Source organism: Cellulomonas terrae (assembly GCF_007990265.1).
In the GTDB taxonomy this organism is placed as follows: domain Bacteria; phylum Actinomycetota; class Actinomycetes; order Actinomycetales; family Cellulomonadaceae; genus Cellulomonas; species Cellulomonas terrae.
In genome coordinates, this window is record NZ_BJWH01000002.1 from 1 (window position 1) to 21,092 (window position 21,092).

At 72.2% G+C, this 21,092-nt stretch carries 16 protein-coding genes; 5 read left to right on the forward strand and 11 right to left on the reverse strand.

The features are described from left to right. The first annotated feature begins 7 nt into the window (after positions 1-7). Entirely contained in the window at positions 8-3,016 is a 3,009-nt protein-coding gene (locus tag CTE05_RS02185; RefSeq protein ID WP_443092660.1) for a bifunctional [glutamine synthetase] adenylyltransferase/[glutamine synthetase]-adenylyl-L-tyrosine phosphorylase, read from the forward strand. On the opposite strand, the gene CTE05_RS02190 is transcribed toward CTE05_RS02185, so the two are convergent. Next, positions 3,007-4,167, reverse strand: a complete 1,161-nt coding sequence (locus tag CTE05_RS02190; RefSeq protein WP_246123203.1) for an AI-2E family transporter — start codon at positions 4,165-4,167, stop codon at positions 3,007-3,009. The genes CTE05_RS02185 and CTE05_RS02190 overlap by 10 nt on opposite strands. A gap of 225 nt (positions 4,168-4,392) precedes the next feature. On the opposite strand from CTE05_RS02190, the gene CTE05_RS02195 reads away from it, so the two are divergent. Continuing rightward, positions 4,393-5,994, forward strand: coding sequence for a hypothetical protein (locus tag CTE05_RS02195; protein WP_246123204.1), 1,602 nt, complete (start codon positions 4,393-4,395; stop codon positions 5,992-5,994). A gap of 7 nt (positions 5,995-6,001) precedes the next feature. Here the strand turns inward: CTE05_RS02195 and CTE05_RS02200 are convergent, their stop codons facing one another. Both CTE05_RS02200 and CTE05_RS02205 read right to left on the reverse strand, forming a co-directional pair. After that, positions 6,002-7,546, reverse strand: a complete 1,545-nt coding sequence (locus CTE05_RS02200; protein ID WP_246123205.1) for a DUF4153 domain-containing protein — start codon at positions 7,544-7,546, stop codon at positions 6,002-6,004. A 118-nt stretch (positions 7,547-7,664) separates the two neighbouring features. Then, positions 7,665-9,647, reverse strand: coding sequence for a pectate lyase family protein (locus CTE05_RS02205; RefSeq protein WP_146844493.1), 1,983 nt, complete (start codon positions 9,645-9,647; stop codon positions 7,665-7,667). A gap of 104 nt (positions 9,648-9,751) precedes the next feature. On the opposite strand from CTE05_RS02205, the gene CTE05_RS02210 reads away from it, so the two are divergent. Further along, the gene (locus CTE05_RS02210) at positions 9,752-10,294 is read left to right on the forward strand and encodes an NUDIX domain-containing protein (protein ID WP_146844494.1); all 543 of its coding nucleotides are present in this window, start codon (positions 9,752-9,754) and stop codon (positions 10,292-10,294) included. Between the two features lie 7 nt (positions 10,295-10,301). On the opposite strand, the gene CTE05_RS02215 is transcribed toward CTE05_RS02210, so the two are convergent. The 4 genes from CTE05_RS02215 to glnA all read right to left on the reverse strand — a co-directional run bounded on the left by CTE05_RS02215 (position 10,302) and on the right by glnA (position 15,027). Further along, positions 10,302-11,069 carry a hypothetical protein gene (locus CTE05_RS02215; protein WP_146844495.1) on the reverse strand — a complete coding sequence of 256 codons (768 nt, stop codon included), beginning with the start codon at positions 11,067-11,069 and terminating at the stop codon, positions 10,302-10,304. A 65-nt stretch (positions 11,070-11,134) separates the two neighbouring features. Next, a complete protein-coding gene (locus CTE05_RS02220) occupies positions 11,135-11,344 on the reverse strand; it encodes a chemotaxis protein CheW (RefSeq protein WP_146844496.1) in 210 nt (69 codons plus the stop codon). 135 nt (positions 11,345-11,479) lie between these two features. Continuing rightward, positions 11,480-13,336 (reverse strand): carboxypeptidase-like regulatory domain-containing protein, encoded by a 1,857-nt coding sequence (locus CTE05_RS02225; RefSeq protein ID WP_146844497.1) that lies wholly within the window; start codon positions 13,334-13,336, stop codon positions 11,480-11,482. A gap of 266 nt (positions 13,337-13,602) precedes the next feature. Then, entirely contained in the window at positions 13,603-15,027 is a 1,425-nt protein-coding gene (gene glnA / locus CTE05_RS02230) for a type I glutamate--ammonia ligase (RefSeq protein WP_146844498.1), read from the reverse strand. A 264-nt stretch (positions 15,028-15,291) separates the two neighbouring features. Here glnA and CTE05_RS02235 point away from each other — a divergent pair, with 264 nt between their 5' ends. Next, a complete protein-coding gene (locus tag CTE05_RS02235; protein WP_246123206.1) occupies positions 15,292-15,792 on the forward strand; it encodes an RDD family protein in 501 nt (166 codons plus the stop codon). 15 nt (positions 15,793-15,807) lie between these two features. Here the strand turns inward: CTE05_RS02235 and CTE05_RS02240 are convergent, their stop codons facing one another. From CTE05_RS02240 to CTE05_RS02255, 4 genes are read right to left on the reverse strand one after another with little or no spacing between them, the layout of a single operon-like run. Next, positions 15,808-16,524, reverse strand: coding sequence for a DUF4191 domain-containing protein (locus CTE05_RS02240; RefSeq protein WP_146844500.1), 717 nt, complete (start codon positions 16,522-16,524; stop codon positions 15,808-15,810). A gap of 40 nt (positions 16,525-16,564) precedes the next feature. Then, positions 16,565-17,566, reverse strand: coding sequence for a lipoyl synthase (lipA, locus tag CTE05_RS02245; protein ID WP_146844501.1), 1,002 nt, complete (start codon positions 17,564-17,566; stop codon positions 16,565-16,567). Positions 17,567-17,617: 51 nt separating this feature from the next. Continuing rightward, complete coding sequence (gene lipB, locus CTE05_RS02250) at positions 17,618-18,280, reverse strand: lipoyl(octanoyl) transferase LipB (RefSeq protein WP_146844502.1); 663 nt, start codon at positions 18,278-18,280, stop codon at positions 17,618-17,620. A 10-nt stretch (positions 18,281-18,290) separates the two neighbouring features. Beyond that, complete coding sequence (locus tag CTE05_RS02255; RefSeq protein ID WP_146844503.1) at positions 18,291-18,767, reverse strand: MarR family winged helix-turn-helix transcriptional regulator; 477 nt, start codon at positions 18,765-18,767, stop codon at positions 18,291-18,293. 50 nt (positions 18,768-18,817) lie between these two features. On the opposite strand from CTE05_RS02255, the gene CTE05_RS02260 reads away from it, so the two are divergent. Then, positions 18,818-21,088 carry an MMPL family transporter gene (locus CTE05_RS02260; protein WP_246123207.1) on the forward strand — a complete coding sequence of 757 codons (2,271 nt, stop codon included), beginning with the start codon at positions 18,818-18,820 and terminating at the stop codon, positions 21,086-21,088. Positions 21,089-21,092 lie beyond the last annotated feature (4 nt).

A 21,092-nucleotide genomic window follows, 5' to 3' on the forward strand; every position in this document is an offset into this window, starting at 1 on the left:
CTCGTCGCTGGCCGGTCGGCTGACCCGCGTCGGGGTGTCCGACGCGGGCCGAGCCGAGCGGCTGCTCGCGGACGCCGCCCTCCTGCAGGTGGTCGAGGCACCTGCCGACCTGCTGATCCCGCCCCTGGCCGACGTCGCCGACCCCGACCAGGCACTGCTGGCGCTCGCGAAGCTCGCCGGAGCGGTCGTCGGGGACCCCGGGCTGCTGGAGCTGCTGCGCGGCATCCTCGAGGAGGACGGTGCGCCGCGCGCGCGGCTGCTCGCCGTCGTCGGCGCGTCCGTCGCCCTCGGGGACACGCTGGTCGCGCACCCCGACACGCTGCGGGTGCTCGTCGACGACGTGCCAGGAACGGGCGTCCCCGTCGCCGAGGTCCGGGCCGAGCTCCTCGCGGCGGTCGGCGCCGACCCGGAGGCGGAGGTCCCGGTGGCGACGCTCGGCGGAGCGCCGGGGACGGACGCGATGCGGTTGGCCTACCGGACCCGGCTCCTGCGGATCGCGGCCACCGACCTCACGAGCACCGACCCCCTGAGCCGCCTCCCGGGGGTCGCGGCCGCGCTCGCGGACCTCGCGGGTGCCGCGCTGGAGTCGGCGCTCGCGCTCGCCCGCGCCGATCTCGACGACCACGGTCTCGGTGTCCGGCTCGCGGTGATCGGCATGGGCAAGGGCGGCGGGCGCGAGCTCAACTACGTCAGCGACGTGGACGTCATCTACGTGGCCGAGCCGGTCGACGGGGTCGACGAGGCCGAGGCGCTCGCCGCGGCGTCGCGGCTCGCGGCGGGCCTCGCGCGGGTGTGCTCGACGCCGTCGGGCGAGCCGGCGCTGTGGCCGGTCGACGCGGCCCTGCGCCCCGAGGGCAAGGACGGGCCGCTGGTCCGCACGATCGCGAGCCACAAGGTGTACTACGAGCGCTGGGCCAAGACGTGGGAGTTCCAGGCGCTGCTCAAGGCGCGGCCGCTGGCGGGCGACGAGGCGCTCGGGCTGGAGTACGTCGCGATGACGCAGCCGTTCGTGTGGAGCGCGGTGACGCGCGAGCACTTCGTGGAGGACTCGCAGGCCATGCGCCGACGGGTCGAGGGGCACGTGCCCGCCGCGGAGGCGGACCGGCAGCTCAAGCTCGGGGTCGGCGGCCTGCGGGACGTGGAGTTCACGGTCCAGCTCCTCCAGCTGGTGCACGGGCGGGCGGACGAGTCGATCCGCAGCTCGAGCACGCTGACGGCGCTCGCCGCGCTCGCCGCCGGCGGGTACGTCGGGCGCAACCATGCGGCACAGCTGGCTGTCTGCTACCGCCTCCTGCGCGTGCTGGAGCACCGGATCCAGCTCCACCGGCTGCGCCGCACGCACCTCCTGCCTACGGCGGAGCAGGACCTGCGCCGGCTCGCACGCTCGATCGGCATGCGCGCCGAGGGTGCCGAGGGGCTGCTCGAACGCTGGCGAGCCACCCGCCGCGAGGTGCGCGGACTGCACGAGGAGCTCTTCTACCGACCGCTGCTGCCCGCGACCGCGCAGCTGTCCACCGCGGAGGCGAGCCTCGCCCCGGAGGCCGCCAAGGCCCGGCTCTCGGCCATCGGCTACACCGACCCGGCCGGCGCCATGCGCCACATCGCGGCGCTGACCGAGGGGGTGTCCCGACGCGCGTCGATCCAGCGGCAGCTGCTCCCGGTGATGCTCGGATGGTTCGCGGACGGCGCCGACCCCGACGGTGGCCTGCTGGCGTTCCGTCGGCTGTCCGACGAGCTGGGCACCACCCACTGGTACCTCAAGCTGCTCCGGGACTCCGGCACCGCGGCCCGCCGGCTCGCGCAGGTGCTGTCGACGTCGCGCTACGTCGCGGACGCCCTCACGAGGTCGCCAGAGTCGGTCACGTGGCTGGCCGACGACGCCGACCTCGTGCCCCGCACCTTCGAGCGCCTCACCGCCGAGGCGGACGCGATCCTCACGCGGTCCGACGAGCCGGTGCCGGCGGTCACCGCCCTGCGCGGGCTGCGGCGCCGGGAGCTGGCGCGGACCGCCGCCGCCGACGTGCTCGGCGTCGTCACCGGGGAGCGGGCGTCGCGGAGCCTGAGCGTCGCGGCGGACGTCGTCCTGGTCGGTGCCCTGCGCGTGTCGGAGTGGGAGGCGCGTGCGGACAAGGGCCTGGAGACGAGCCCGACGCGGCTGCTCGTCGTCGCGATGGGCCGGTGGGGCGGTGGGGAGATGGGCTACTCCTCCGACGCCGACGTGCTCTTCGTGCACGACCCCGTCGAGGGCGCGGACCCGCAGGCGGCGCAGGAGTTCGCGCTCCACGTGGCGACGAAGCTGCGCACGCTGCTGGGGACCGTCGGGCCGGAACCGACACTGGAGGTCGACGCCGACCTGCGTCCGGAGGGGCGCAACGGGCCCCTCGCGCGGTCGTTCGACTCCTATGCCGAGTACTACGAGCGCTGGTCCTCGCCGTGGGAGAGCCAGGCGCTGCTGCGGGCCCGCCCCGTGGCCGGCGACGACGAGCTCGGGATGCGGTTCCTGCGGCTGATCGACCCGTTGCGCTACCCGGCCGGGGGCGTCGAGCCGGCGGTCGAGCGGGAGGTGCGCCGCATCAAGGCGCGGGTCGAGTCCGAGCGGCTGCCGCGAGGCGTGGAGCCGGCCCGGCACCTCAAGCTGGGCCGCGGTGGCATCGCCGACGTCGAGTGGACCGTCCAGCTCCTCCAGCTCCAGCACGCCTACGAGGTGCCCGAGCTGCGGACCACCGCCACGCTCGCCGCGCTCGACGCCGCCACCGCGGCCGGCCTCCTCGACGCCGACGACGCGCGGGTGCTGAGCGAGGCGTGGCTCCTGGCGAGCCGGTTGCGGGACGCGAACGTGCTGTGGAGCGGACGCGGGGGAGCGCATGCGGACGTCCTGCCGCACGACCGGCAGGCGCTCGCGGGGCTGGCACGTGTCGTCGGGTATCCCGCGGGGTCCGGCGGGGAGCTCGAGCAGGACTACCTGCGGGCCGCGCGGCGGGCGCGTGCCGTCGTCGAGCGCGTCTTCTACGGCTGACCGGCCGGGCGGTCCGGCGGGCTGTCGTGCTCGTCCTCGTCCTCGTCCTCCGGCACGTCCACCCAGCCGCGCTTCCGTCGCATCTCCTGCTCGTCCTCGCGGAGCAGCTCGTCGTCGACGAGGTCGTGCCGGCGGACGTACGTCGAGGAGACGGCCTGGATCGTCGCGGCGACCGGCAGGGCGAGGAACGCCCCGATCGGGCCGAAGACGGCACCGAACGCGATCACCGCGAGGAACGAGATCGCCGGGTTGATCTCGAGCGACCGTGCCGACACCTTGGGGGAGAAGATCAGGTTCTCCACCTGCTGGTAGCCGAGGATGAACGCCAGCGTGAGCAGGCCCTTGACGGGATCGACGGCGAGCGCCACCGCGATGGGCAGCGCGCCTCCGATGTAGGTGCCGATGGTGGGCACGAACTGCGACACCACACCCGTGAACGCCGCGAGGGGCAGGGCGTACGGGATCCCGAGGATCGTCAGGAAGATGAACGTGAAGACGGTCGACAGGGCTGCGAGCACGATGCGCGAGTTGATGAAGTCGGCGACCTTCTCCTGCGACACCTCCCACAGGCGCAGCACCTCGCGCTGCCGGGCGGGGGCGAGGAGCCGGCAGATCGCCGCCCGGAGCTTCGGGCCGGCGCTCGCCATGTAGTACACGACCAGCAGGATGGCGCTGGCGGTGAACAGCCCGCCGAGGATCGTCGACCCGAGGCCGATCAGGCCCGGCGCCAGCTGCTGCCAGTTCTCGCTCAGCCCGGCGAGCAGGTCGTCGGCCTCCGGCATCTCCACGGGGAACCGCTGCGTGACCCAGTCGACGAGCTGCTCGTAGTACTCGGGCAGCGACTGGACGAGCTCGATGACCTGCGTGACGAACAGCCCCCCGAACAGCGCGATCACCGCGAGGATGCCCACCAGCGAGGTGATCATCACCAGGCCCGTGGCGCGCGTGCGCCGCAGGCCGCGGGCCACCAGCCAGCGGATCGGCGGCTCCATCGCCAGTGCCAGGAACCACGAGATCACCACGATGAAGATGACGTTGCCCAGCAGCGACAGCGCTCGCCACGTCGCGAGCCCGAGGAACACCGCGATCCCGGTCATCAGCAGCGCGCGGGGGAGCCACTCCGGGGGCTTGCGGGGATCGCGGCGAACCACGCCCGTCGTGCGTGTCGCAGGGCTGTCGGACATCGGTTTCCCCCGTGCGGGCGGGCGAGCGGGCTCGCGGGCGGCGTTCGTCTCGGGAGGCACCGTACCGGTCGCCGTGGCGCGCCGCCGGGCTCCCGCGCCGTGCCGGTGGGAGCCCGCCTCTCGCGCTCTGAGCAGCGCAACTGCCATGCTCGGCGGGTACCTGCATGTCGGACATGTCGGGAGGGCACTGTCGTGGTCGAGAACAAGCCGTCGCCCCGCAAGCCGCGCCGTACCGGCGCCGAGCCGCCGGACCCGTCGGCGGCGGCCACGGCCGACGAGCCGACCGAGACGCCCGACACGTCGTCGCCCTACGTGACCCCGGACGACCAGACCCCGGACGACACGGGGCCGTCGGACGCGGTGGAGGCGCAGGACGACCGGACCGACCCGAACGACACCGAGGAGATCCCGACGAGCATCGACGTCGAGGTGCCCGCCTCGTCGCCGACGGAGGACCGTGCCGTCCTGCTGGCGCGCCTCCAGCTCCTCGAGACGGAGAACGCGCGCCTGCGCGCGGCCGCGACCGTCCCGCCGCCTGCGCCCGCAGCGCCGCGTCCCCGCCGCAAGGTGGGCCGCTCGACGGCCGCCGTGGTCCTGATCCTGATCGGTGCGCTGCTCGCTCCGGTGGCGGTGGTGGGCAGCTGGGCGCGCGGGCTGGTGGTGGACACGGACCGGTACGTCGACACGGTGGCGCCGATCGCGGAGGACCCGCTGGTGCAGTCGGCCGTGGCGAACCGGATCACGCTCGCGGTCGTGGACGCGCTGAACGTCGAGCAGCTGACCACGCAGGCGACCGACGCGGTGGCGGGGCTGGACCTGCCGCCCCTGGTCGGTCAGGCGGTCACCTCCCTGCAGGCGCCGCTGCAGGAGGCGATCACCGGGTTCATCCGCAAGAACGTCACCAGGATCGTCAGCTCGGACGCGTTCGAGAACACCTGGGAACAGGCCAACCGGGCCGCGCACGAGCAGATCGTGGCCACTCTGCGCGGGGACCCGGACGCCCTGGCGCAGATCAGCGACAGCGGACAGCTCACGCTCGACATCACGCCGATCATCGAGGAGGTCAAGACGTCCCTGGCAGCGGCGGGCTTCACGCTGGTCGAGCGGATCCCGACCATCACCGTGACCTTCCCGATCGCGTCCAGCGCCGACCTCGTGCGGCTGCAGAGCGCGTACCGGCTGATCGACATCGTCGGCGGGCTGCTGCCGTACCTGTCGCTGGCGCTGCTCGCCGCTGGCGTCCTGGCCGCCCAGCACCGGTCGCGGGCGCTGGTCGTGGCAGGGCTGTCGCTGGCCGGGGCGATGCTGCTGCTCGGCGTCGGCCTGGCCGTCGGCAGGTCGGTGTACGCGAGCTCACTGCCACCCGAGGTGCAGCGCGTCGACACCGCCGTGTCGATCTACGACCAGTTCGTCTCCCTGCTGCGCATCCAGCTGCGGGTCGCCCTGGTGCTCGGTCTGCTCCTGGCGGTCATCGCGTTCGTCGCGGGCGGCACGACGGCGGCCCGGCAGCTGCGCGCGTCGGCCTCACGGGCGTCGGCGTCGCTGCGGTCCGCGGGCGACCGCCGCGGCATCAGCACCGGACCGGTCGGGGTGTGGCTCGACCAGCAGCGCACCCTCGTGCGCGTCGTGGTGATCTCCCTGGCCGCCCTCGCGCTCGTGCTCGCCGACCGGCTCACGCCCACGTATGTGATCGCAGTGTTCGTCGTCGCCCTGCTGGTCCTCGGCCTGGCGACCCTGGCCGCCCGACCGCGCGACGCCACGACCGTGGACGAGGAGGACGCCGTCCTCGTCTGACCGCGGCTCACCGGTCGGACGTGCACCACCGGTCGCTGTCGGGCTGCTCGGTCGCCAGGACCTGGGCGGCGCGCTCCCGGCCGAGGTTCCAGTCAGCGATGCCCGTGGACGTCGCGACGGCGGCCGTCGCGAGCAGGCAGCGGCGCAGCGCCGGCTCGCCCTCGATCTGGTCGAACGCCGGGACGGCGTCCGCGGACAACCCCGCGAGGTAGTCCGCGTCCAACGTCGACTCCAGGTCGGCCGTGGTGTTGTGGCGGACGATCTGCGCGTCCGGGTTGACCAGCGCGAGGCCGAGCATCGCGACGCCCACCACTTGGAGCACGGCCCGCGGCAGCCAGGCGCCGCGCCACCGGACTCCCGCGACGAGCAGCAGGACGAAGATCGCGGCGAGCGCGATCTCCGTGACGGACACGACGATCCTGAGCCGGGTGAGCCCGAACGCCTCGACGTACAGGTCCATCCGGCGCAGGGCGGACGCGACGACGCCCAGGGTGCCCACGCACAGGGTGCCGAGCGCCAACCGGGACATCAGCAGGTCTCTCGGGGTCTCGCGGGGCGCCCGTCGCGCGGCGACCGCGACGACGACGAGGGTGAGGACGGTGACGGCCACGAGCTGGGCGAAGCCCTCCCGTGCGTACTCGGCGTACGTGAGGCCCTCGGTCTCCAGCACGTGCCGGTGCCCGCCGAGCAGGGCGCCGACCTGGACCAGCACGAACAGCAGGACCAGCGTGTCGAGGGCGAGCACCGGGAGGAGCCACTCCCCGCGCTTCGCGGCCGGACGCGGTGCCAGCCGGGCGTCGGACCAGCTGGGCGGCGCGAGCGCGAGGTGCGCGAGAGCCGCCGCGACGACGGCCGCCAGCACGCCGACCACGACCTGGCCGGGCACGAGCTCCGCGTCGACGCGTGGCATGAGCCGGGCGAAGACGCGGTCGGAGCTGGCGAACAGGAACCCGAACACCAGGAGCAGTCCCACGGTGATCGCGACGCTGCGCAGCGCGACCAGCAGCTGCCCGCGACGCGAGCCGCTGAGGGTCTCCACGCCCTTGGCGACCCACGGCATCGCCCGGACGGTGCCCGCAGCCCACGTCAACGGTGCGAGCACGGCGGCCGGTGCCGACCGGGCCGACGTCACCGCGACGACGCCGGTCCACGCGGCCACGAGCGCGCACAGGACGACGACCCAGCCCGCGTCGCGCACGGCGACGACGGCGAAGAGCGCGATCGACAGCGCAGCGGTGACCAGGTCGTTCACGTCGCGTCGACGGAAGAGCGCCGGGGCGGCCGCCGCCCACACGACGAGGCCGATCAGCGCGGCGCCGAGTCCCGGCCGGTGACCGACGAGCAGGACGCCACCGAGGACGCCGACCACGGCGCACAGGACCAGCGTGCTGGTCGCGACAGGCTGTCGCCGCCCGGCCCAGAACGCGACCAGGACGCGTGCGAGCCGCCCCGCCTCACGGGGGACGGGAACGCCGCGGCCCGCCACCCAGGAGGGTGGCGGGCCGGGGAGTGCAGTGGTGTCAGAGGGTGTCGGTGCTCCGCTGTCGCTCATGGACGACACGCTAGGCATCGCCCATCTCTGCACGTCAGCGACTTGGGCGAGGGTCCGGTGCACGTTGTGTGCAGTGGCGACGAGACCCTCCACAACTGGCTCCCAGCGCGCGCACAGGTCAGCGCCGCACCGTCACCACGCGTTCAGCGGTGGGGGTGCTCCCGGCGTCGTTGCTGAGCACCGCGACGAACCGGTACGTGCCCGGCTCGAGGCCGGTCACGACGGTCCGGACGGTCTGACGCCGTGGGGTCGCAGCCACGAGCTCCTGCTCGTCGACCAGCACCCCGTCGCGGTAGAGCGCGTAGTGCGTCGCGTTGGTGCCCCACCAGAGACTGGTGGTGACCGTGAACGAGCCGTCACCGTCGCGGTTGTCGTCCGACAGGACCGCGACAGCGGGCGACGCGTCCTTGACGACGACGGTGTGGGGGCGCGAGGTGCTCGTGCCGTACGGGTTGAGCAGCTCGACGACGTAGGTGTAGGTCCCGTTCACCTTGCCGGTGACCGGGAACCGCACCGTCTGGCGCCGCGGCGTCGTGCCGGTGAGCCACTCGGCGTCGACGAGCGCGCCGTTCTCGTAGAGCTTCGCGACCGTGGCGTTCTGGCCCCAGTAGAGGTTCGCGGTGACCGTGTAGGACCCGTCGAACAGCCCCGTTCCCTGGCCGTTGTCGTCGGAGAGCACCGCGACGCCGGGTGCGGCGGTGGCCACCGGGGTTCCCGAGGAGAGCACTCCCGCGCCTGCCGAGGCTCGCACGAGGGCGGGGACGTCCTCGACCGGGTCGAGCGTGTAGTCGTAGACGTCGGCGGGGCTCCATCGCGCTGTCGGAGCGAGCGGCACGGGTGCCGTCGCGTTGAACGCCGCGAGGAGGTCGGTCGGCTCACCGTTCACGGTCGAGCCGGTCTCGAACAGCTGGGTGCCGGCCCAGCGCGTGATGATGCGTCCGGGGTCGACGCCCGGCGCGAGCTCGAACGCGTTGTTCTCGGCGTAGATGCTCGACTCGATACCGGCGCCCCAGTAGTACTGGAACAGCCCCTCCTGGGTCTGCGTGTACAGGTTGTCGTAGAGGTGCACGTCGCCGAACCGCACGCGCGGTGCCCGCTGGCCGATGTCGACCCAGTGGTTGTGGTGCAGCGTCACCCTGTGCTGGCCGCGGTCCTGGAGCCGGGAGTCCGACGAGCCGATGAGCTCGGTCTTGTCGTGGTTCTCGAGCCTGTTGTAGCTCACCGTCACCAGGTCGGAGCCGTGCGTGATGTCGAGCAGGCCGTCGTGCGTCTCGAACGGCCGGCCGAACACCACCGGCAGCGCCGAGTGCGGGTGTGCGCCGTCGTGGAACGTGTTGTGGTCCACCCACACGCTCGTCGACGTCCACACCGAGACGTTGTCGTAGGCGGAGTTCCAGTTGCCGACGGCCGTGTCGGTCGGGTCCCACACCGGGAAGCAGTCGTACGCGTCGGCGATCGTCAGGTTCCGCACGATGACGTTGTGCGCGTCGCGGATCCGCACGCTGGCGCCCACGATCGCCGCGTCGTCGCCGACACCGACCAGCGTGACGTTGGAGCCGACGTGCTGCAGCGTCGTCGCCGCCTGCACGGCCGCCGCGGCGATGCGGGCAGTCTCGAGGGGTCCGCTGGGCCTGACCTTGCCCCACGGCCCGGCCGGGTCGTAGTACGCGATGTAGTCGGCCATGCGGAACGGCTTCCCGGTGTCGGACACCGTGACCTGCCGGGCGAAGTCGTCGCAGGTCGCCGGGTCGAAGGCGGTGATGGTGCCCGTGACGTAGATGATGCGGGGAACCGTGTTCGTCCGTGCGTCCGTCTGGCTGCCGCCGGGCTTGCCGGCGAGGGCGTCGCGCAGCTCCTGCCAGGTGTCGACGACGTACACCTGGGAGGGATCGGCAGCGGCGCCTCCGGTGGTGCCGGTGGCGACCGTCGGCTTGCCGTCGGGGACGGTCGGTCCCTCATAGGAGGCCCACCCGTCGCCGGGCGGGAGGACCTCGCGACCGAGGTCGACGGCAGGGGGCGGGGGAGCGGCGCTCGCGGCCGTGGAGGGGAGCAGCAGGGCTCCTGCGGCGAGCGTGACGACGAGGGTGTGACGAGCTCTCATGAGACGTCCTTGTCTCCGACAGGTGGGTGAGAAACCGGTTTCCGTACCGTGTCACAGAATGTCCGGTAAGCGCAATCCCTGGGATCGTCTGGCAGGCTGCCGTCATGACGCTCTGGCGCACGCGCAGCTCGACGACCGTGTACGAGAACCCGTGGATCAGGGTCCGGGAGGACGCGGTTGACCGCCCCGACGGCAGCGCCGGCATCTACGGCGTGGTGGAGGTCCGCAACCCGGCGGTCTTCGTCGTGCCCGTGACCGCCGACGACGAGGTGGTGCTCGTCGAGGTGGACCGCTACACCACCGGTGTGTCGCTCGAGGTCCCCGCAGGCGGGTCCGACGGTGAGGACCTGCTGCTCGCAGCGCAGCGCGAGCTGCGCGAGGAGACCGGTCTCGTCGCGGACGCCTGGGAGCACGTCGGGTCGATGTTCGCGCTCAACGGGATCAGCGACGCGCCGGAGCACGTGTACCTCGCGCGCGGCCTGCGTCCCTCGGACGAACCCGCCGAGCACGCCGTCGAAGGCATCACCGCGGTCCGGACCGTCTCGTGGAGCGACGTCGTGGCGATGGTCGCGGACGGCACGATCACCGACGGCGAGACGGTCGCCGCGCTCATGTACGCGGCGATCGCCCTGCGCCGGATCGCCTGACCCCGCGTCAGGGCTGCGGTGTCACGGTCCAGGCGCCGTCGGTGCGGATGGCGAAGATGCCCGGCATCGGCAGGTCCACCACCTCGGTGAACGCCTCGTCGTCGCCGAACAGCGACTGGTCGCCGACACCGAAGAAGCGGCCGGAGAAGTCGTCGTCCGGCCCCGCCGGTGCCCAGGTCACCTCGGCGTGGGCGCCCTCGTCCGCCAGGCGCAGCACGGTGGACCCGGTGCCGCTCTGCGGCCCGGTCGTGCTCGGGAGGTCGTTCCAGCTCTCGAACCGGAGCGACCAGGGACCGTCCGCCTGCAACCACACCGACTGCTCGGGCGCGCTGCCCTCGAACACGTCCATGAGGTACGACCCGGCGAGCGGTCCGGCGCCCTCGTCGTACGGGGTCATCCGACCCGGTCCCGTCAGGACGGTGGGCACCGTGCCCGCGGTGCACGAGGCGCAGTCGAGGGCGATGACGACGGCGAACTCACCACCTCGGGTGTAGGTCACCGCCGCGCTGCCGACACCCGTGGCCTGTGCCGGCACCCCTTCCGCGACGACCCCAGCGGTGACGACCTGCCCAGGGGCAGCCGTCGGGCGCCCCGAGTCGACCGTGACCGACGGGGTCGGCGTGGCGGCCTCCGGCGTCGGGGCCGGCGCTGCGCTCGTCGACGCGGTGGCCGTCTGGTCAGGGGCGTCGCCCGGCCCGCAGGCCGTGACGAGGAGCAGGACGGGGACGGACGCCGCGAGTGCCAGTGCCGGACGACGGGTGCGCGAAGAGGTCATGCCGTCACCCTGCCGGTCGGTCGAGACGCGTGTGCCGCATGTCGCTGTGACGTGCGGCACCCCGGTCAGACGACGAGGCTGAGCACCGACCCGATCAGCGCGGCCATCACCAGCCCGGCCACGGCCCAGGCGAGCATGCTCCCCGCGAGGTACACCGAGAAGCGCGTGTGCTCACCGCTCGACTCGCCCCAGACGGGTGCGGGCGCCCACCGCACCGTCTCGACGAGACGACGGACACGGTCGCGCGAGGTGGTGGACGGGTGGACGGTGGACATGATCGCTCCTGGTGGGTGCGGACGGGCAGAGCCGGGGGTTGCCGGTACCACCATCGTCACACCGCCGGGGCCGCGCGCGGACGGGCCTTTGGTCCTGCTCGGGGCGCCCGGTGCACCCGGACGCCCCGAGCGGTGTCAGTGGCAGTACAGCCGCTGCAGTGTCTGCCCCGTGTCGAGGTACCGACGCGTCACCCAGCCCAGGTTGACGGCATAGGCGCACGCCGGGTCCATGGACACGTCGATCGGGACGCCGCCCGTGCTCGTGCCGTTGTGCGGGCCCGAGGCGCCGCCCCGGAACGTGTAGTCCCCCGGCGTGAACGCTGCCGACGGCGTCTCCGGTGGCAGGTGGCCCGCCGTACCGTTGCTGGTGATCGACACCGAGAAGTTCCTCAGGTGCGGGTGGTCCACCGTGTAGAGCAGGTGGACCGTGGTCGCGCTGGACAGCGGGTTGCACTCGTTCAGCCGCAGCTCCTCGAGGTCCAGCGTGGCGATGACCGCCGAGTTGTCGAAGATGATCGCGTCGAGCTGGTCGGTGTGGGTCGTGGCGTTGGTGACCGCGTCCCGCACCTCGAAGCCCATCCGGTAGCGGCGGACGGGTTCCTGCTCGGCCGTCGGGAGGGTCTCTCCCGCCTGCTGGATCGGCAGACCACCAGGCTTCTTCGGTGGGTGCAGCGCCGTGAACGCTGCCGTGTTGAGCTCCAGCAGGTCGAACGTGCGCAGGAAGTTCGACCCGCTCACGTTGACCACCGCGGTCGAGCCCGGCGGGTTGAACATCGGCACGGTGACCGGCAGGCCGGCGACCTGCACGAAGCCGTCGGCGTCGAGGTCCGCTGCGGACACGACGACCGCCGACGACTGCGCCTGGCCGTTTCCGTCGGTGTAGAACACGTACCCGACGTGCGTGCCGACGACCTGCGTCGTCACCGGTGCCAGGCTCGCCGGGGCGACCGTCGGCGGGTTCGCGGGATCCTCCGTGCCGCCGGTCCAGGTGTACTCGCCCACCAGGAACCGGTACTTCAGCGGGTTCCCGGTGACGACGTCGGTGAGCGGGCAGTTGCCCTGCAGCGTCACGGTGCCCCCGAACACGTAGGCGCCGCCCGCCGGGTCGGCGTAGCCGAGCGCGTCGAACGTCGAGCCCGGCAGGCCGTTGCCGGGATGGATGTCGAACGCCTCGACCTGCTGCCAGTGCGGCACCGTCTCGGGACCGCCCACCACCTTGTCCGTGCACAGGTCCAGGCAGAAGCAGTGCCCCACGTTCTGCCGGCCCGGCTTGCGACCGTCCGCCTGCGTCTCGGTGATGATCGGCTGCCCGGCGAGCTCCACCGTCGCGTAGACGTCCGGACCCTCGGTGAGCTCGACGTTCACGTACGGCGAGAACGGCGTGCGTCGGAAGTCCGACGCGAGGTACGTGAGGACGTAGTGACCCGTCCCGTCCGTCGTCGCGGTGCCGAGCGGGTCGTCCTGCAACCAGTCGGCGTCGAACGCCGTGACGACCGCCCCCGGGATCGGGGTCTTGGTGTCGCACGTGGTGATGCGGCCGCTGATCGTCCAGATGCCGAACAGCGCCAGGATGTGGCACCAGAACCGGTTCGGGATCGCGTACTCCCAGACCGCGACGACGTTCTTCCTGGTCTGCCGCCAGCGCGGCTGGAGCGTGGTCACGGCGAACTGGCGTGGCTTCGCGGCCGGGTCCTGCCGTGGCCGTGGCGCCTTCTCGACGTACAGGTCGAGGTCCAGCGGACCGCCGTCGTACTCCTTGTCGTCGATCGTCAGGACGTACGCCCCCGAGTCGTCGACGCGGGTCACCGCGACAGGGGCTCCCGTGCGCTCGCCCTCGGCGACCTCGTGGAACGTCTCCTTGTCGGCCGCGACCGCCTGCTCGGTGGCACGGTCGCCGGTCGAGCGGTAGGCGCGCAGCTCCAGCCCGGCCAGCGGCTCCCGCACGTCGTGACACAGCGTTCCCCACAGGGATCCGCGGATCTCGTATGCCATGGTCTTCTGCCCCCTGATGAGTGCAGGCACCTCGGTGTGCCCGCGTGCTGAGAGGAGCAGGGGCGGTCGGGGGGAGATACGTCCCGCACCGATCGCGGACAGCTCCGCGAGGGCGGCGCGAGCCGGTCAGCCAGGCGATCGCGCTCGAACCCTCGCCGTCGCCACGTTCCTCGGCCGAACGTGCGGCACCCCCGCCGCCACGAGGGCGACGGGGGTGCCGTCACTGCAGGTCACCGCCTCACGGGAGCAGCCGCGAGGCGGGACGATCACACGTCGTAGTACAGCTCGAACTCGTGCGGGTGCGGGCGCAGACGGATCGGGTCGACCTCGGCGTTGCGCTTGTAGTCGATCCACGTCGCGATCAGGTCGGGCGTGAAGACGTTGCCCGCCGTGAGGAAGTCGTGGTCGGCCTCGAGGTGGTCGAGCACCTCGCCGAGCGAGCCGGGCACCTGCTGGATCTGGGCGTGCTCCTCGGGGGGCAGCTCGTACAGGTCCTTGTCCACCGGGTCCGGCGGCTCGATCCGGTTCTGGATGCCGTCGATGCCGGCCATGAGCATGGCCGCGAACGCCAGGTACGGGTTCGACGACGGGTCCGGCACGCGGAACTCGATGCGCTTGGCCTTCGGGTTCGAACCGGTGACCGGGATGCGGATGCACGCGGAGCGGTTGCGGGCCGAGTAGACCAGGTTGACGGGCGCCTCGAAGCCGGGGACCAGGCGGTGGTAGGAGTTCACCGTCGGGTTGGTGAAGGCCAGCAGCGACGGGGCGTGCTTGAGCAGACCGCCGATGTACCAGCGCGCGACGTCGGACAGGCCGCCGTAGCCCTTCTCGTCGAAGAACAGCGGCTCGCCGTCCTTCCAGAGGGACTGGTGGACGTGCATGCCGGAGCCGTTGTCACCGAAGAGCGGCTTCGGCATGAAGGTCGCCGTCTTGCCGTTCTCGTGCGCCACGTTCTTCACGACGTACTTGAAGAGCATGACCTTGTCGCCGGAGATGGCGAGCTTGTCGAAGCGGTAGTTGATCTCCTGCTGGCCGGCGGTGCCGACCTCGTGGTGGGCGCGCTCGACACCGAGGCCGAGGGCGTCCAGCTGCAGGCTGATCTGGTCACGGATGTCGGAGAACCCGTCGACCGGGGGCACGGGGAAGTAGCCGCCCTTGTAGGGGATCTTGTGGCCGAGGTTGCCGCCCTCCTCCTCGCGGCCGGTGTTCCAGGCCGCCTCGAAGGAGTCGATGGAGTAGAACGACTCGTTCTGCTTCGTGTGGAAGCGGACGTCGTCGAAGATGTAGAACTCGGCCTCGGGGGCGAAGAAGGCCGTGTCCGCGATGCCCGTCGACTTCAGGTACGCCTCGGCCTTCGCGGCGACCTGACGCGGGTCGCGGCTGTAGGGCTCGTCGGTGTACGGGTCCACGATGTGGAAGTTGATGTTCAGCGTCTTCTCGACCCGGAACGGGTCCAGGTACGCGGTGCTGATGTCGGGGATGAGCTTCATGTCCGACTCGTGGATCGCCTGGAAGCCGCGGATCGAGGACCCGTCGAACATCTGGCCGTCGGTGAAGAAGTCCAGCTCCAGCGAGTAGGCCGGGACGTTGAAGTGCTGCATCGTGCCGGGCAGGTCACAGAACCGGACGTCGACGAACTTCACGTCCTCGCTCTTGATGAACGCCAGGACTTCCTCTGGCTTGCTGAACATCCGCTGCTCCTCGGTCGGTGGTACCCGTGGGGTCGGGCAAGGCGAGGCTACGAGCGCCTGGTTTCTCTGTCGTGTACCAAGTGTTTCGACAGCGTTACGGGGCCGTCCCTCGTGTAACGAATGATGACCCTATGCCCCTGGGGGAGGGCGCGGGCGGGGGTCTCACGAGCGGACGGCGAGAGGCCTCGTCGCGGTCTCACCGTACGGAGGGCTCGTGGCGGGGACGTTTCCGAGGCGTTGCCGTCCGTCGCCTACCCTTGCCGGGTGGCAGATCGTGGAGACCTCAGCTCGTGGCTCGGCGGCGGACCCGCACCGGATCCCGGCAGCAGCCGCGGTCGACGGCTCGGGCTCCCCGACGAGGGCCCCGGATCGCTGGCGCCGCTGGGGCGACGGGTCGTGGCGCTGGCCATCGACTGGATCGCGTGCCTGGCCATCTCCGGAGCGTTCTTCGCGAGCGTGCCGGACGCGTTCCTGCTGGGCCGGGGCAACCCGCTGGCGACCCTGGGGATCTTCGCCCTGGAGAACGTGCTCCTGGTGGGCTCGCTCGGTCACACCCTCGGGCATCGGCTGCTCGGCCTGCGGGTCCGCCGCGTGTTCCCCGGTCAGGCGCGGGCGGAGGCCGGCTGGGCGACGATGGCGCCGGGGTTCCTCAGCGCCCTGGCCCGCACGGTGCTCCTGTGCCTCGTGATCCCGGCGGTCGTGTGGGACTCGGACGGGCGGGGGCTGCACGACCGCGTGGCCGGGACGGCGATCGTCCGGCGGTGACGGCCCGTACGTCGGTCAGCGGCCGCGCATGCCCTTGCGGTCGGGGCGTGCACGCATGGGGTCGACGCCCTTCGGCACCGGCAGCCTGACGCCACCGAGCGCCGTCAGGCGCTTGTTGACCTCGGCGACCTCCTGCTTGGTCAGCTTCGGGCGCAGCTTCTGCACGGCACGCGGCAGCTTGCGCAGCGGCACCTGGCCGTCGCCGTCGCCGACCTGGATGAGCGTGATCGGCGCCCCGGAGATGACGCGGGCGGTGCGCTTGCGCTCCGACTCGAGGAGCTTCGCGATGCGGGGCGCCGGACCCTCGCCGACGAGGACGACGCCCGGACGACCGACACCCCGGAAGACGAGGTCCTGCGAGCGGGGGTCGATGGCGACCGGCTCCTGGGTGAACGTCCAGCCGCGCCGGATGGTCCCCAGGGCGGCGTACGCGGCACCGGGCTGGCCCTCGATCTGCGTGTACGCGGCCGTCTCGGCGCGACGGGCGAGGACGAACATCGCGGCGAGCAGCGCGAACGGGATGCTGAGCAGCAGGACGTAGACCAGCGTGTTGACCAGGAACCCGATGACGACGCCCAGCGCGATGATGCCGAAGAACACCGCCAGGATGATCCAGGTGACCGCCGGATCGTTCTTCCGGGTCATCTGGTACGCCTGCCACACCTGGTGGTACCAGCGGGTCTTCTTCACCTTGGGCGTCGGTGCAGCGTCGGAGGTCTTGTCGCGGGCCATGGGCCCGAAGTCTACCGACGGATCGGCGCGGTCCTGACCCTCAGCGGGCGAGCAGGCTCGCGGCTTCCTGGCGCGACGTCGTCGGCTCCGCGAGGTGCGCGAGCGCCTCGGGGATCGGCCGGCCGTAGCGGCGCATGGCCTGGCCCCAGAGCCGCCCGGCGCGGTACGACGACCGGACCAGAGGACCGCTCATGACGCCCAGGAACCCGAGACGCTCGGCCTCGGCCGACAGCTCGACGAACTCCTCCGGACGCACCCAGCGGGACACGGGGTGGTGGCGCACGGACGGGCGCAGGTACTGCGTGATCGTGATGAGGTCGCAGCCGGCCTCGTGCAGCTCGGCGAGCGCCTCGACGACCTCCCCGGTGGTCTCGCCCATGCCGAGGATGAGGTTCGACTTGGTGACGAGCCCCTGCTCGTGCGCCCGGGTGATCACCGACAGCGACCGGTCGTACCGGAATCCGGGGCGGATCGTCTTGAAGATGCGCGGGACGGTCTCCAGGTTGTGGGCGAGCACCTCGGGCTGCGACGAGAAGACCTCGTCCAGCAGCTCGGGCGTCGCGTTGAAGTCGGGGATCAGCAGCTCGACGCCGGTCCCGGGGTTGACCGCGTGGATCTGGCGGACGGTCTCGGCGTAGAGCCACGCACCGCCGTCGGGCAGGTCGTCGCGGGCCACGCCGGTCACGGTGGAGTACTTCAGGCCCATCGCCTGCACGGACGCGGCGACGCGGCGGGGCTCGTCGGCGTCGAAGGCCGCGGGCTTGCCCGTGTCGATCTGGCAGAAGTCGCACCGCCGCGTGCACTGGTCGCCGCCGATGAGGAACGTCGCCTCGCGGTCTTCCCAGCACTCGAAGATGTTGGGGCAGCCCGCTTCCTCGCACACCGTGTTCAGGCCCTCGCGCTTCACCAGGCCCTTGAGCTCGGTGTACTCGGGGCCCATCGTCGCGCGCGTGCGGATCCACTCCGGCTTGCGCTCGATGGGGGTCTCGGCGTTGCGCGCCTCGATGCGGAGCATGCGTCGGCCATCGGCTGCGATCGTCACGTCGGTCAGACTAACCCGCCGTCACGGTCTGGGCTGCGGGGGAGTCGCGCGTCACACCGCGACGACGGGACGCGCGTCGAGGATCGGTACCAGCGTCTCGACCAGGTGGCCGCGGATCAGGGGGAGCACCTCGGCGATCGTCACGCGCCGACCGGTCTCCACCGAGAGCGAGGTGACGTCGGCGTCGTCGATCCCGCACGGGACGATGCGGTCGAACGCCGTCAGGTCGGGCTCGCAGTTCAGCGCGAACCCGTGCATGGTGACGCCGCGCGAGACGCGGACGCCGATGGCGGCGACCTTGCGCTCGCGCCGGTCGTCGTCGGCGGCGAACCACACGCCGCTGCGCCCGTCCACGCGGATCGCGGTCAGGCCCAGGTCGGCGCAGGTCCGGATGAGGGCTTCCTCCAGGACGCGCACGTAGCGGACGACGTCGACGGGCGTGCCCAGCTTGACGATGGGGTAGCCGACGAGCTGACCGGGGCCGTGCCACGTGATGCGGCCGCCGCGGTCCACGTCGACGACGGGGGTACCGTCGACGGGGCGGTCCCACGTCGCCGTGCGCTTGCCGGCCGTGTACACGTCCTCGTGCTCGCACAGCAGGACGGTGTCCTCGCGCGTGCCGTCGACGACCGTGGCGTGCACCTCGCGCTGGAGCTGCCAGGTGGGCTCGTAGGGGAGCAGGCGTGCACCGAGGTCGAGCTCGTCGAACCGCATGCCCGTCAGGCTAACCCTGCGCGGCGGGAGAGTCGTCCGGCTGCGGTTCGCCTGCGACGACGGCGAGCAGCCGGCGCAGCTGCTCGGTCTCCTCGGGAGTCAGCCCGCGCGTCACCATCGTCTCGGCGAGCTCGCGGTCGGACGCGACGAAGAAGGTGGAGCGGCCAGCATCCGTGATGGTGATCACGTGCCGGCGCCGGTCGTCGTCGTGAGGCGTCCGGGTGACGTAGCCGCTGCGCTCCATGCGGGCCAGCACGCGGCTCATCGTCTGCTCGGTGACACCGCTGGCGGCTGCCAGCTCGCGCTGGGACATGGGCGCCCGCAAGAGGTGGGCGAGGACCGCCTGGCTGGCGTGGTTCAGGTCCCACGCGGCGAGGTGGGCGTTCCAGTCGCGCTCGACGCGGCGCGCGGCCGAGGACAGGAGCCGACCCACCGGCCAGTGTGCCGGGTCGGGGGAGGCGGGATCGAGCCGGCTCTCCTCGTCCACGCTCCCGCCTCCGTTTGCTGTTTCGACGAACAGCCCCAATGATACTCAGCATGCTGAGTAATCGCCGGTCCACCGTTCTCCGCGCCGTGCTCGTCGGCGTCGCCCTGGTCGTGTGGCTCGGAATCGGGTCGGTCGGCGGGATGGCGCAGGGCAAGCTGTCGCAGGTCCAGACGAACGACGCGTCCGCGTTCCTGCCGTCGTCGGCCGAGTCCACCCGGGCCGCCGAGGAGAGCAAGGGCTTCGTCGACACCGAGACCCTACCCGCGCTCGTGGTGCTCCAGCCCGCCGACGGGAGCGACGTCACCCCCGACCAGCTGGCCGCCGTGCAGGACTGGGCGGAGGCGTTCCCCGACGAGGCGCTGCCGCCCGGGAACGACGGGACGTGGTCCGACTACCTCGTCGGCGAGGTGGCGGTCGTGCCGTCCGAGGACGGCGAGGCCGTGCTGGTCGCCTACTCGCTCGACGGTGCGACGGCCGACGAGCTGCTCGCTGGCGAGGAGGGCGTCACCGAGTCGTTCGTGACGGCGCTGCGGGAGTCGCTGGAGTCCGAGCTCGGCGCCACCGCCACGTCCGCCGGCGAGCTCGGGCTCCAGGCGTGGGTGACGGGCCCCGCCGGGTTCGTCGCGGACCTCGTCACCGCGTTCGGGGGGATCGACGGCGTCCTGCTGCTCGTCGCCCTGGGTGCCGTCCTGCTGATCCTCGTGCTCGTCTACCGCTCACCGTTCCTGCCGTTCGTCGTGATCCTCACGGCGGTCTTCGCGCTCAGCCTGGCCGGCCTGGTCGTCTACAACCTCGCCGCGAACGGGACCCTCGTGCTCAACGGGCAGTCCCAGGGCATCCTGTCGATCCTCGTGGTCGGTGCGTCGGTGGACTACGCGCTGCTCCTCGTCGCGCGCTACCGGGAGGAGCTCGCGCACGTGGCGCACCCGGCGGACGCCATGAAGCGCGCGCTGCGGGCCTGCGTCGAGCCGATCGCCGCCAGCGCGGGCACCGTCATCGCCGGTGTCCTGTGCCTCCTGCTGTCGGACCTCGGCTCCAACCGCAGCCTCGGCCCGGTCGCCGCGATCGGTATCGCCTCCGCGCTGCTCGGTGCGCTCACGCTGCTGCCCGCGCTGCTGCTCGTCTTCGGCAAGCGGTCGCGCATCCTGTTCTGGCCGCGCGCGCCCCGGCCGACCCCCGTCGTCGCGCACGCGACCGACCACGCGCACGTCGACACGACCGTCGAGCCCGACCCCGCCGACGGCACAGGGCTGTGGCCGCGGCTCGCCCGGTTCGTCGGCCGCAGGGCCAGGCCGGTGTGGATCGTCACCGCGCTCGCCCTGGCCGTCGGTGCGGCCTTCCTGCCCACCCTGAACGCGTCCGGGACCAACCAGGTCGACATCTTCCTGACGGACGTGGACGCGGTCGCCGGTGAGGAGGTGCTCGCCGAGCACTTCCCGGCCGGTTCCGTGCAGCCCGCGATCCTCATCGTCGACGAGGCCGACGTCGACGCCGTCACGGCCGCGGCCGAGGGCGTCGACGGAGTCGAGTCCGTGACGCCGTACACCGGTGCCCCGGCCGGCACAGCCGACGACGCCCCGCCGGTCGTGGTCGACGGACGCGTCCGTCTCGACGTCGCGACCACCGCCTCGGCCGACACCCAGGCCGCCGTCGAGACCGTCGAGGACCTGCGCACGGCCGTGACCGAGGTGAGCCCGACCGCGGTCGTCGGTGGTGCCGCCGCCGAGACGCTCGACACCAACCGCGCCAGCGAGCGGGACCTGCGCGTCATCGTCCCGGTCGTGCTCCTCGTCATCGGCGTGATCCTGATGTTCCTCCTGCGGTCGATCGCCGCTGCCGCGCTCCTGCTCGCCGCCAACGTGCTCTCGTTCGCCGCCGCGCTGGGCGTCTCGGCGATCGTCTTCAACCATGTCCTCGGCTTCGCCGGTGCCGACCCCGTCGTCCCGCTGTTCGCGTTCGTGTTCCTCGTCGCCCTCGGGGTCGACTACTCGATCTTCCTCATGACCCGGGTCCGCGAGGAGTCGCTGAAGATCGGGACGCGCGCGGGGGTGGTCCGCGGGCTGGCCGTGACCGGCGGCGTGATCACCTCCGCGGGCGTGGTGCTCGCCGTCACGTTCGCCGCGCTCGGGGTCATCCCGCTGCTGTTCCTCGCGCAGATCGCGTTCATCGTCGCGTTCGGCGTGCTGCTCGACACGCTCGTGGTGCGCAGCCTGCTCGTCCCGGCACTCGTGCACGACCTGGGGCGCCGGACGTGGTGGCCCAGCGCCCTGTCCCGGCACCAGGAGCACGGGCTGCACAAGGTCGCACCCGACCTAGAGTGAGGCG